The organism is Roseomonas indoligenes (assembly GCF_017813365.1).
In the GTDB taxonomy this organism is placed as follows: domain Bacteria; phylum Pseudomonadota; class Alphaproteobacteria; order Acetobacterales; family Acetobacteraceae; genus Roseomonas; species Roseomonas indoligenes.
On record NZ_JAGIZA010000019.1, the window covers coordinates 12,792 to 24,069 of the forward strand.

13 protein-coding genes are annotated in these 11,278 nt (G+C 74.5%); 5 read left to right on the top strand and 8 right to left on the bottom strand.

Features of this window, described 5'->3' with window-relative positions; translation table 11 throughout:
• Together purD and J5Y10_RS22660 are read right to left on the bottom strand one after the other, a co-directional pair.
• Positions 1-1,269, bottom strand: coding sequence for a phosphoribosylamine--glycine ligase (gene purD / locus J5Y10_RS22655; RefSeq protein ID WP_209376399.1), 1,269 nt, complete (start codon positions 1,267-1,269; stop codon positions 1-3).
• A 65-nt stretch (positions 1,270-1,334) separates the two neighbouring features.
• The gene (locus J5Y10_RS22660) at positions 1,335-2,516 is read right to left on the bottom strand and encodes a sensor histidine kinase (protein ID WP_209376400.1); all 1,182 of its coding nucleotides are present in this window, start codon (positions 2,514-2,516) and stop codon (positions 1,335-1,337) included.
• Between the two features lie 96 nt (positions 2,517-2,612).
• Here J5Y10_RS22660 and xseA point away from each other — a divergent pair, with 96 nt between their 5' ends.
• Both xseA and J5Y10_RS22670 read left to right on the top strand, forming a co-directional pair.
• Positions 2,613-4,190 carry an exodeoxyribonuclease VII large subunit gene (xseA, locus tag J5Y10_RS22665; RefSeq protein ID WP_209376401.1) on the top strand — a complete coding sequence of 526 codons (1,578 nt, stop codon included), beginning with the start codon at positions 2,613-2,615 and terminating at the stop codon, positions 4,188-4,190.
• An 11-nt stretch (positions 4,191-4,201) separates the two neighbouring features.
• Positions 4,202-5,008, top strand: coding sequence for a M23 family metallopeptidase (locus tag J5Y10_RS22670; protein ID WP_209376402.1), 807 nt, complete (start codon positions 4,202-4,204; stop codon positions 5,006-5,008).
• Positions 5,009-5,195: 187 nt separating this feature from the next.
• On the opposite strand, the gene J5Y10_RS22675 is transcribed toward J5Y10_RS22670, so the two are convergent.
• Complete coding sequence (locus J5Y10_RS22675) at positions 5,196-5,387, bottom strand: hypothetical protein (protein ID WP_209376403.1); 192 nt, start codon at positions 5,385-5,387, stop codon at positions 5,196-5,198.
• Between the two features lie 234 nt (positions 5,388-5,621).
• Between J5Y10_RS22675 and J5Y10_RS22680 the strand changes: the two genes are divergently transcribed.
• The gene (locus J5Y10_RS22680; protein WP_209376404.1) at positions 5,622-5,813 is read left to right on the top strand and encodes a hypothetical protein; all 192 of its coding nucleotides are present in this window, start codon (positions 5,622-5,624) and stop codon (positions 5,811-5,813) included.
• Positions 5,814-5,829: 16 nt separating this feature from the next.
• Here J5Y10_RS22680 and J5Y10_RS22685 read toward each other — a convergent pair whose 3' ends face one another.
• Positions 5,830-6,507 carry a methyltransferase domain-containing protein gene (locus J5Y10_RS22685; RefSeq protein ID WP_209376405.1) on the bottom strand — a complete coding sequence of 226 codons (678 nt, stop codon included), beginning with the start codon at positions 6,505-6,507 and terminating at the stop codon, positions 5,830-5,832.
• Between the two features lie 105 nt (positions 6,508-6,612).
• On the opposite strand from J5Y10_RS22685, the gene J5Y10_RS22690 reads away from it, so the two are divergent.
• Positions 6,613-7,401 carry an enoyl-CoA hydratase gene (locus J5Y10_RS22690; RefSeq protein WP_209376406.1) on the top strand — a complete coding sequence of 263 codons (789 nt, stop codon included), beginning with the start codon at positions 6,613-6,615 and terminating at the stop codon, positions 7,399-7,401.
• An 18-nt stretch (positions 7,402-7,419) separates the two neighbouring features.
• Here J5Y10_RS22690 and J5Y10_RS22695 read toward each other — a convergent pair whose 3' ends face one another.
• The 4 genes from J5Y10_RS22695 to J5Y10_RS22710 are packed head-to-tail and all read right to left on the bottom strand — an operon-like array spanning position 7,420 to position 10,619.
• Positions 7,420-8,169, bottom strand: coding sequence for a lysophospholipid acyltransferase family protein (locus J5Y10_RS22695; RefSeq protein WP_209376407.1), 750 nt, complete (start codon positions 8,167-8,169; stop codon positions 7,420-7,422).
• Positions 8,166-8,786, bottom strand: a complete 621-nt coding sequence (locus J5Y10_RS22700; protein WP_209376408.1) for a YdcF family protein — start codon at positions 8,784-8,786, stop codon at positions 8,166-8,168. The genes J5Y10_RS22695 and J5Y10_RS22700 overlap by 4 nt, the downstream gene beginning before the upstream one ends.
• A complete protein-coding gene (locus J5Y10_RS22705) occupies positions 8,783-9,652 on the bottom strand; it encodes a cell division protein FtsX (protein WP_209376409.1) in 870 nt (289 codons plus the stop codon). The genes J5Y10_RS22700 and J5Y10_RS22705 overlap by 4 nt, the downstream gene beginning before the upstream one ends.
• A complete protein-coding gene (locus J5Y10_RS22710; RefSeq protein ID WP_209376410.1) occupies positions 9,645-10,619 on the bottom strand; it encodes a cell division ATP-binding protein FtsE in 975 nt (324 codons plus the stop codon). The genes J5Y10_RS22705 and J5Y10_RS22710 overlap by 8 nt, the downstream gene beginning before the upstream one ends.
• Positions 10,620-10,720: 101 nt before the next feature.
• On the opposite strand from J5Y10_RS22710, the gene J5Y10_RS22715 reads away from it, so the two are divergent.
• Positions 10,721-11,149: a zinc-ribbon domain-containing protein gene (locus tag J5Y10_RS22715; RefSeq protein WP_209376411.1), complete on the top strand. Its 429-nt coding sequence runs from the start codon at positions 10,721-10,723 to the stop codon at positions 11,147-11,149.
• Positions 11,150-11,278 lie beyond the last annotated feature (129 nt).

An 11,278-nucleotide genomic window follows, 5' to 3' on the forward strand; every position in this document is an offset into this window, starting at 1 on the left:
TCACAAGGCCCGATGGGCGATGTCGCGCCGGCAGAAGCCGCCGGGCCAGTCCAGCGCGTCCACCGCGGCATAGGCGGCGTCCCGCGCCGCCTGAAGGTTTCCGGCGGTGGCGGCGACACCCAGCACGCGCCCGCCGGCCGAGACCACGGCCCCATCCGCCCCGCGCGCCGTGCCCGCGTGGAACACGCGCGCGCCGGGGACCGCGGCGGCGCGGTCCAGCCCGCTGATCGGCTCGCCCTTCGCCACGGCGCCGGGATAGCCGCGCGCGGCCACCACCACGACGAGGGCGGGGTCGTCGGACCACTCCAGCGAGACGCCGGAGAGGTCCCCCCTCGCGGCGGCCAGCAGGGCGGGAAGCAGGTCGGATTGCAGGCGCATCATCAGCACCTGGCACTCGGGATCACCGAAGCGGACGTTGAACTCGATTACCCGCGGCCCGGTGGCGGTGAGCATGAGGCCGACGAAGAGCACGCCGCGGAAGGGCGCGCCGCGGCGGGCCATCTCGGCGAGCGTCGGCTCCACGACGCGGGCCATCACCTCGTCCCGCATCGCATCGGTGAAGGCGGGTGAGGGGGAGTAGGCGCCCATGCCGCCGGTGTTCGGGCCGGTATCGCCATCCCCCACGCGCTTGTGGTCCTGCGCTGCGGCCATCGGCACGGCGCGGGTCCCGTCGCAGAGGGCGAAGAAGGAAGCCTCCTCCCCGGTCATGCACTCCTCGACCACCACGGAGGCGCCCGCCGCGCCGTGGACGCGGCTCTCCATGATGTCGGCGACCGCGGCCTCGGCCTCCTCCACCGTCTCCGCCACCACCACGCCCTTGCCGGCGGCCAGCCCGTCCGCCTTCACCACGATGGGGGCGCCCTGCGCGCGGACATAGGCGCGGGCGGCGTCCGGGTCGTCGAACCGCTTCCAGGCGGCGGTGGGGGCGCCGGCGGCATCCAGCACGTCCTTGGTGAAGGCCTTGGAACCCTCCAGCATCGCGGCGGCGGCGGAAGGCCCGAAGCAGGGGATCCCCGCCCCGGCGCAGGCGTCGGCCAGGCCCAGCGTCAGCGGCACCTCCGGTCCTGCCACCACCAGCTCCACGCCCTTCTCCCGCGCGAAGCCGACAAGGGCGGGGATGTCCTCCACCCCGATCCCCACGCACTCGGCATGGGCGGCGATGCCGGGATTCCCCGGGGCGGCCCAGAGCTTCGTGAGAAGCGGGCTTCCCGCGATGCGCCAAGCCAGGGCGTGCTCCCGCCCGCCACCACCGACCAGAAGGACCTTCATCGCAGCCCGAGCCCCCGTTGCCTTCGGCGGCGTTATGCCCGCGCGGCCCCCTTCCGTCGCCCCCCTCAGGTCACCAGCGGGAAGAACACGCAGAACCCCGTGCCACGGGCCTGCTCCGCCCGCGCCATCTTGCCGCCGACCTGGTCCACCAGCCGCCGCACCAGCTCCGTGCCGGAGCTGCCCGCGCGGATCGGCCCCATCCCCACCCCGTCGTCGCGCACGCAGAGCCGCGCCTCGCCGCCCGGGGGAATGGCGAACTCCACGCGGATGATGCCCGACGCTCCCTCGGGGAAGGCGTGCTTCAGCGCGTTCGTCACCAGCTCGTTCACGATGAGGCCGAGCGGCACGGCGCGGGCATGGGGCATCATCACGGGCTCCAGCGCCGTCTCCACCGCGATCTCCGCCCGCCGCTGGGAGAGGTTGCCGCAGAGCGCGTGAAGATACTCCGCCAGATCCACCTGCCCGGTGCCGCCGTGCAGGTTCAGGTGGTCGTGCGCCACCCCGATCGCCGCCACCCGGTCCAGCGCCTCACCCAGGATCTTCCGCGCCTCCCCCTCCGGCAGGCGCCGGCGCTGGAGGACGAGGAGGGAGAGGACGAGCTGGAGGTCGTTCTTGCTGCGGTGCTGCAGCTCGCCCCGCAGCAGCCGCTCCTGCGCCAGCTGCCGGGCCGCATCGGCGGCCGCGTCCACGGCGTCCTGCGCGCCCAGCCTGCCGCGCAGCGCGAGGCCGAGCGTATTGGCGAGGGCAAGCAGGAACCGCACGTCGTCCGGCCCGAAGCTCCGCGGCGCGTCGCTGTCAACCTCCAGAACGCCCCAGACATCGCCGTCCACCGCCACGGGCACGTTGAGGGCGGAGACGATGCCATGGTCCCGCAGCACGGCGGGGTAGCGGAACTCCCGGTCGTTCGGCAGGTCGTCCACCACGTTGGGCAGCCGCGTCCGCAGCGCCTGGCCGGGCAGGGAGGCGAGGTCGGTGCCGAGGCTGACATGCCCGACCACGCCGGGGTTCCAGCCCACCCCCGCCACGATCAGCAGGTCCCCGTGATCCGGCCGGTGCTGCAGCGCCTTCGTGTGCTGGATCCCGATCCCGCGGGAGGCCTGCACGCAGGCCAGCTGGACCAGCCGCGCCGCATCGCTCGTCTCCGCCGCCATGCGCGCGAAATCATTGAGGATCTCGCCGTAGCGGCGCAGCCGCGCGAGCTGCTCCTCCACGGGGATATCGGCGGCATCCGCGGGCATGGTGGGCATCGATCCTCATATGTTATCCCCACGCAAGGGACCAGGCGGGCCAAGGTTTCCCCCGTCCGCGTGGCGTGAACAAGCGGAAAAGGCCATAATCCCGCGATGGACGCCCCCGTGAGCAACATCCCCGAGTACAGCGTTTCCGAGATCTCGGGCGCGGTGAAGCGCACGCTCGAGAGCGCCTTCGGCCGCATCCGCGTGCGCGGCGAGATCACGGAGTTCAAGACCTATCCGTCCGGCCACTCCTACCTGTCCATGAAGGACGAGGCGGGGACGATCCGCGCCATCATCTGGCGCGGCGCGCTCTCCAGGCTGGCCGTGAAACCGGAGAACGGGGTGGAGGTGATCGCCACGGGCAAGATCACCGCCTCCGACAAGCGCTCCGACTACGCGCTGCAGATCGAGAAGCTGGAATATGCGGGGGAAGGCGCGCTGCTGGCGCGGATCGAGAAGCTGCGCCTGCGCCTGGGCGCGGAAGGTCTGTTCGAGGAGGCGCGCAAGCGCCCCCTGCCCTTCCTGCCGGAGGTGGTCGGCGTGATCACGAGCGAGAAGGGCGCGGTGCTGCAGGACATCCGCACCACCCTCGCCCGCCGCTTCCCGCGCCGCGTGCTGCTGATCCCCGTCACGGTGCAGGGCCAGGGCGCGGCGGAGCAGGTCGCGGCCGCCATCGCCACCATGGGCGGGCTCTCGCCGCTCGGCCGCATCCCGCGCCCCGATGTCGTCATCGTCGCGCGCGGCGGCGGCAGCCTGGAAGACCTGATGGCCTTCAACGAGGAGGCGGTGGTGCGCGCCGCCGCCGCCTCGCCCATCCCGCTCATCTCCGCCGTCGGGCATGAGACGGACACGACGCTGATCGACTTTGCCTCCGACCGCCGCGCGCCCACGCCCACCGCCGCCGCCGAGCTCGCCGTGCCGGCGCGGGAGGAGCTGATGGCCGTGCTGGCGCAGCGTGGCACGCGGCTGGCGCGCGCCGGGCACTCGGTGATCGATCGCGGCCGCCTGCGCCTGGCGCGCGCCTCCTCCGGCCTGCCGGACCTGCCCGCGCTCGTCGCTGCCGGGCGGAACCGGCTGGAGGATCGCGGCCACCGGCTGCAGCTGGCGCCGCGCGCGCTGATCGCGACCAGGCGCCGCGCGCTGGAAAGCACGGCCGCGCGCCTGCCGCGGCCACAGGAAAGCATCGCGCGCCAGCGAAGCGCGCTGGATCTTCTCGGCGTGCGGATCGGCGGCGCCGCGCGCGCCGTGCTGGCCCGCCAATCCCGCCGGCTGGCGCTGGCCCCCGACCCCGCGCCGCTGTTGCGCGGCCGGATGCGGGAGGGGCGTGCGGCGCTGCTGCGCGCGGAGGAACGGCTGTATGCCGTCGCCCGGCGCCGCGTGGTGGAGCGCGGCGCGGCCCTGGCCCGCATCCCCGATCCCACGCCCTTCGTGCTGGGCCGCCTGCGGGAGCGGCGGGCGGCGCTGGATGGCCTCGCCGCCCGGCTGGAAGGCGCCTCCTACGGTGCGCTGCTGGAGCGCGGCTTCGCCCTGGTGCGCGACGCTTCCGGCCAGCCCGTGACCGCCGCTGCCGCCGTCTCCCCAGGCCAGAAGCTGCTGCTGCAATTCGCCGACGGCAGCGTGAACGTGACCGACGATCGTGCGAAGCGGCGCGGCAAATCCGCAGCGGCACAGGACACGCTGCTGTAGAAGCTGCGGCCATGACCGCCCTGCCCCGCCGCGCCGCCATCGCTTTCCCAGCGCTCCTCCTCGCCCGCGCGGCCTATGCGGCGGTGGTGCTGCCGGATCGGATCGCGCAGGGTGCATTGGTCACCGGCCGCGCCGATCCCGGCACGCGCCTGACCTTCGAGGGCAAGTCGGTTCGCGTCTCGCCGCAGGGCGTCTTCGCCTTCGGCCTGGGCCGCGACGCCGGCGCGCACGCCACGCTGGGCATCGTCTCGCCCGATGGAAGGCGCGAGGAGCGGGGCTTCGCCGTCGCGCCCCGCGAATGGGACATCCAGCGCCTGAACGGCCTGCCCGGTCGCATGGTAACGCCCGATGCCGAGGCCCTGGCCCGCATCCGCGCGGAGCAGGAGCGCCTGAACGCCGCCCGCCGCACCGACACCGCGACGCCCTTCTTCGCGGAGGGCTTCGCCTGGCCGGCGGAAGGCCGCATCAGCGGCGTCTACGGCAGCCAGCGCATCCTGAACGGGGAACCCCGCGCGCCGCATCTCGGCCTCGACATCGCTGTGCCCGTCGGCACCCCGCTCCACGCCGCCGCCGGCGGGCGCGTGACGCTGGCGGAGGACCTCTACTTCACGGGCAACACGATGCTGATCGAGCACGGGCACGGGGTGACCACCCTCTATGCCCACATGTCCCGCCTGGACCTGCGGGAGGGCGATGCCGTCGCGCGCGGACAGGTTATCGGCCTCTCCGGCGCCACGGGGCGCGTCACGGGGCCGCACCTGCATCTCGGGCTGTTCTGGCTCTCCACGTCGCTGGATCCGCGGCCGGTTCTGCCCTGAGGCTAACCCTGCGCCGAGGCTCCAGTGCCTCGGCCTGGGACAGGACCGCAGGCGCTACCAATGGGTCACGGCGCCGGCAGCGATCAGCGGTATCCGCGGCAGCCCGAAAGAGGAAGATGATGAGGGTCTGGGGGAAGAATTCCTTCTTCCCCCGGCTCGGGAGGCGGAGCCTCCCGGGTTCACGCGCTCAGGACGCGGCCGGCTGCAGCCCGACCATCGGGGTGGGAGGGGAAGCGGGCATCAGCATCGACATTACCGGCCCGAGCGACGGCCACTCGCCGCGCGCGTCGCGCTGCGGGGTTGCCGGAACCGGCCGGGCCGGTCCGCGGAGAAGGACGCGCGGCGGGAAGTAGTCCCGGCCGGGAAGCGGTACGCGCATGGAAGTCGGACTCCGATGGTGGCCCGGGTGGGCTCGCCGTTGGGCGGAAGGTGTTGGCAGCCGCGCCACACGGCAAGGCGCCACGCCGTGACAAGACGGTGATGCCCGTTCCCGTCCTTCCACCTTGGCGAACGCGGCCGCCACCGCCGCGTTGCGTGGGCCGTGAGACCCTTCCGCTCACGCCACGAGACGCCGTTTACACTTTCTTCACGCTTCGTCTCGAAAATCGGACTCATGTCACCGCCCATGTCGTCCGACGCACCGCTCATCGCCGTTTTCTCCGACGACGAGACGGCGCTCGCCGCCGTCGCCGAGACGCGCGCGGAGCTGCTGCGAACACCCTCGCCAGGGGTCGTGCTGCTGCGCCCCGTGCAGGGTCTGCGGGAACGGCTCTACGCCGCGGGGGCGGCCGTGGTGGTGCCCTGACGGCGCGCGGTCAGGTTCAGCCGCGCTCGGCCACCAACAGCACGTTGGGCAGGGGCGTGCCCGCCCAGCAGGGCGTGACCGTGCAGCGGAATCCGGCACGCCCGAGCAGCGCCGCCACCTCCGGCACGGGCATCGGCTGCACCGCCGCCCCGTCCCGCCGGATGGCACGGCCGGCGCGCTCCATCGCCATGCCGAAGGCGCTGCGCCAGCCGCGATCGGGATCGAAGAGGCGCATCACCACGCGCCGCCGCGCCGCACGCGCCATGCCCTCCAGCACCCGCACCTGCGTGCCGCCCGGCAGCTGGTAGAGCACGTCCGCCATCAGCACGGTGTCGCCCCCCGGCACCTCGGTCCGCACCAGGTCGGCCGCCGAGAAAGCGGCCGGCAATCCCGCCGCCGCCGCCCCCGCCTCCGCGACCTTGCGCAGGTCCAGGTCCAGCCCCGTGACGCGGGTGGCCCCGCCGCCCAGCAGCAGCAGGATCCCGAGCTGCCCGCGCCCGCAGCCCAGGTCCACCACGTGCCCCAGCCCCCCCGCGCGCCGCGCGAGGCCGAGGACCGCCGCCGTGGCCGGATCGCGCCGGAGCTTGGAGGGCACGAATTCCCGTGTGAAGCGCGAGGCGCCGGCGTAGCGCGCCGCCACGGCCGGAATGAGCGTCTGGAGGTCGGAAGGATCCGGCACGGCATCGCGCTGCATCGCCGCACCATGCCCGGCGCCCCACGGCCGGGCAACGCCGCCCGCCCCTTTGCCCGCGCGCCCCAAGCGGGCACCCTCCCGCTCCTCAGAACGGAGTGAAGCGCCATGGAAGAGAACGAGCTGATCCACGAGGTACGGGAAGGCGGGATCCTCCTCACCACGCTCAACCGCCCGAAGGCGATGAACGCCTTCACCTTCGCCATGTATGAGGGGCTGGCCGCCAAGGCCGCCGAGATCGCGGCGGACCCCGCCATCCGTGCCTGGATCATCACCGGCGGGGGCGAGAAGGCCTTCGCCGCCGGCACCGACATCAGCCAGTTCACCAGCTTCACCACCGCCCAGCACGCGCTGGACTACGAGGAGCGGATCGGCCGCGTCCTCTCCGCCATCGAGGACTGCCCCAAGCCCGTCATCGCCGCCATCCACGGCGCCTGCACCGGCGGCGGCGCCGGCGTGGCGGGGGTCTGCGACATCCGCATCGGCTCCGCCGCGCTCCGCTTCGGCGTGCCCATCGCGCGCACCCTCGGCAATACCCTGTCCCTCGCCAACTACGCGCGCTTCTCCGCCCTGCTCGGCCCCGGCCGGTTGCTGGAGCTGATCTTCACCGCCCGCCTCGTGGAGGCGGAGGAGGCGAAGGCGCTGGGATTGGTCACGGAGGTGCTGCCCGACCAGGCAGCCCTCCTCGCCCGTGCCGAGGAGCTGGCGCGCACGATCGCCGGCCACGCCCCCCTGACCCTGCGCGCCGCGAAGACCACCCTGAAGCGCCTGCGCGAGACCGCGATGCACGGCGCCAACGCGGACGACATGGTGGCGCTGACCTTCACCAGCGCGGACTTCAAGGAAGGTGTCGCAGCCTTCCTGGAACGGCGGAAGCCGGTCTGGCAGGGGCAGTAGGGCCCGGCTGCCGGCGGATCACGCCCCGGGGGGGTCCGCCCCCCCGGTGGCGCGCTCCAGCAGGGCCGAGGCCTCGACCACGGCAGTCTCGGCCCGCACCGTCAGCTCCGCTCGGGGCAGGCCGGGAGGGATGGGCGGCAGCACCGCGACGGTGAGGACACCCGGGCGCTTGGTGAAGGCGCGGCGGCCCCAGAAACGTCCGGAATCGGTGGCGACGGGGACGACGGGCAGGGCGGTGGCGGCGGCCATGGCGGCGAAGCCGGGTTGCCAGGGCTGGCGCTCCCCGGGGGCGGACCGGGTGCCCTCGGGGAAGATGACGATCTGGTAGCCCAGCGCCGCCGTCTCGCGCGCCGCGCGCACCAGGCGCTTGAGGGAGGACGCGCCGCCCTCGCGGTCCACGGGGATGGAATGGACATGGCGGGCCATGGCGCCCCACCCGGGAATCCGCATCAGCTCCTCCTTCATCACATAGGAGGGGCGGGGCAGCAGGGCGTGCCAGACCACGGTGTCGAAGGCGGACTGGTGCTGGGCGGCGATGATGGCGGGGCCGTCCACGGGCAGGTTCTCCGCCCCGGTCACGCGCAGGCGGATGCCGCAGACCACGCGCAGCAACCAGAGCACCCCCTTCGCCCAGCCGCGCAGGAAGCGGTGCATCACACCGGGCGGGAAGGGCAGCAGCGGCACGCCGAAGATCACGGCCAGGGCCGTGAAGGTGAAGAAGAGCAGGTTGAACAGCGCGGATCGCAGGCCAGTGAGAAAATCACTCATCGGGGGATTCCGCTGCGGCCCGGGCGTTCCAGAAGGGCGGAGAGGTTCAGCGCCGCCCCGACCAGCTTCACGTATTCCCGGACCATCGGCACGGGGCGGGCTACGAAAGGGGCGACGGGGCGGGGGTGCAGCACCGCCTCCGGCAGGTCGCGCCGCAGCTCCAGCAGGGCGCGGGGCATGTGGAAGCCGGCGGTGATGACGGTGATCTCCAGGATGCCGGAAGCGTGGGCCCAGGCGGCGATCTCGCGGGCATTGCCGCGGGTGCTCGTCGCCTCCCGCCCCAGCACGATGCGCTCGGCCAGGGGCGCGGGATCCATGGCGGCGCCGCGGTTGCCGGCGCTGCGCGCGAGGTCGGCCAGCCCGGCATCGGGCCCCACGCCGGAGACGATAAGCCGCGCCTCCGGCCGCTCCGCCAGCAGGGCCAGCCCTTCCTCCACCCGGTCCGGCCCGCCGGTCAGCACGGCGATGCCGGGCGAGGGCGGGGACTCCGGCGCGGGCGTGGCGGCACGGTGCAGGAACCACAGGAACCCGCCGGAGACGGCGATGACGAACGCCGCCATCAGCGCGGAGAGAAGGGGCAGGCGGCGCCCCTTCGGCCGGGCGGCCGTCACGCTCATGGCAGGCGCCGCAGCCAACGGCGGACCGTGGCCTGGGCCGTGCCCCAGCCGATGGCCGCGGCGGCGGGCGGCAGGGCGGCGAGCATGAGCCAGGGCAATTCCCCCAGCACATTGGCCGAGACCTCCTGGCCCGAGAGAGGGAGCGCGAGGCCGGAGAGGGCGGCGAGCGCGGGCACGGCCAGGGCCGCGCCGGCCAGCGCGCCCAGCCCCGCCAGCATGGCCACGCGCCGGGCGAAGCGGCCGGCGATGGCACGATCCGTGGCGCCGAGGTCGTGCAGCACCCCGATCGCCTCCCGCCGCGCCGCCAACCCGGCCCGCGTTGCCACCGCCACCACGGCCACGGCCACCCCGGCCACCAGGGCCAGGACCGCGAGCGCGACGCCCTGGACGGAGCGGGCCAGGGCGGAGAGGCGGGCCACCCAGATGCCGTGCGCCTCCAGCTCCGCCCCCGGCACCGCCTCGGACAGGCGCTCGGAGAGGCGGGGCAGGGCTTCCGGCGCCGCGGCCAAGTGCAGCTCGATCACGCCGGGCAGGATGAGGGCGGGGGCCTCGCCGAGCCAGGGGCGGAGCAGCTCCGCCACCCGCTCCGGGCTCACCGCCGTGGCCTGCGCCACCACGGGATCGGCGCGCAGCACCTCCAGCGCGGCCGCCATCCTCTCCCGGCTGGGGTCGGGCACCTGCACCGTCACGGCGGCGGCCGCGCCGGCCTGCCAGCGATCGGCCAGCTGATCCGCCCCGCGCGCGCCGGCCAGGGCCAGGGCCGCCAGCAGCGCCATGGCTGCCACCAGCCCCGGCAGCAGGCGGTCTGAGAGCGCGCGGCGCAGGCCCAGCGGGTCCCGCGCCAGCCGGCGGCGGCGCTCAGCCATTGCTGCCCCCGGTCTCCGGCCGCGCGCTGGGCCAGATGCTGCGCCGCGGGCGCGGCGGGGGGGCGAGCTCCTCCTCCGGCCTCCCGAGGTCCGCGGTGAAGTCGGGGGTGAAATCGGGTGACAGGGGGGCGGGCGCCCCGTCCTGCGGGTCGTCTCCGGGTTCGTCCTCCGGCACCTCCTCGACCCAGCCCGCCTCCGGCTCCGGGGCCTCCAGGTCGATCGCGCCGCTCGGGGCCAGGGGCGCCTCCGCTTCCGCCATCACCTCCTCCACCGGCGCGTAGGGCCAGGGGTCGAGCGCGACCATCCGCCCGCCCTCCAGCCGCATCACCTGGCCGGGGTGCTGGGCGATCAGGTCCTGGGAATGGGTGGCCACCACCACGGTCGCGCCCAGCCGGTTCATCTCGGCCAGCAGCAGCAGCAGGCGGCGGGCCTGCACCGCGTCCAGATTGCCCGTGGGCTCGTCCGCCACCAGCAGGGCCGGGCGGGTGACCACGGCGCGGGCGATGGCCACGCGCTGCTGCTCCCCGCCCGAGAGCTGCTGCGGCAGGGCGTCCGCCCGGTCCTCCAGCCCCACCCAGCGCAGCATCTCCGACACGTCCGGGCGCAGGCTGGCCTCCGCCCGCCCGGCCAGGCGCAGCGGCAGGGCCACGTTGTCGAAGGCCGTCAGGTAGGGCAGCAGCCGGAACTCCTGGAACACCGCCCCGATCCGGCGCCGCAGCTTCGGCAGGTCCGCCCGCCGCGCGCGGGAGAGCGGGGCGCCCAGCACCTCCACCTCCCCCCGCGTCGGCCGCAGGGCAAGCTGCATCAGGCGCAGCAAGGAGCTCTTGCCCGCGCCCGAGGGGCCGGTCAGCCAGGTGAAGGACCCTTGCGGCAGGGTGAAGGAAAGGTCCCGCAGCGTCTCCCGCTCGCCCTCCCCGCCACGGGTGGGGTCCGGGTAGCGCAGCCCGACCCGGCTGAAGCGCACCATGGCGCCCGACATGCCACGACGGGGCGGGAAGGGATAGCGCTGGCGTGGAGGCCCCGAGCGAAGGCGTTGCCTTAACCCATGCCGGGCGACCATCCTGCACCATGCGCGTCGCCTGCCCCGAATGCTCCGCCGAGTACGACCTGCCCCCCGCCCTGGCCGACCGGCTGGCCAGCCGGCCGGACGGGGCGCGAACCGTGCGCTGCGCCCGCTGCGGCACCGCCTGGGCCCCCCGGCCCGAAGCACCGGCCCCAGCCCCGCCCCCAGAGGACGCGCCCGCGCCACCCCCGACGGCGAGCGCCGACACGACCCCTTTCCCGGCCTTCCCCATCATCGAGCGGCCGGACGACCATGCCCCGCCCCCGCCACCAGCCCCACTTCCCCGCCGGGGCCGCGCCCCGGCTCTGGCCTGGGCGGCGTCCCTCCTCCTCCTCGCAGGGGCGGCCGCCGCGGCCTGGCACTGGCGAATCGACGTGGTGGAAGCTTGGCCGCCGGCGGCCCGGGCCTATGTCGCCCTGGGATTGGCGGGCTAGGGCCGCGCGCTCCCACTGCCCTGCGGAGGAATCGGAGCGGCCTGATGGGCCCTGCCCCCAGCAGTCGCCTCGGGTCGATGACCCGAGGCGCACCGTCAGCTCCGTGCCTCCAACTCGAACAAAAAAGTG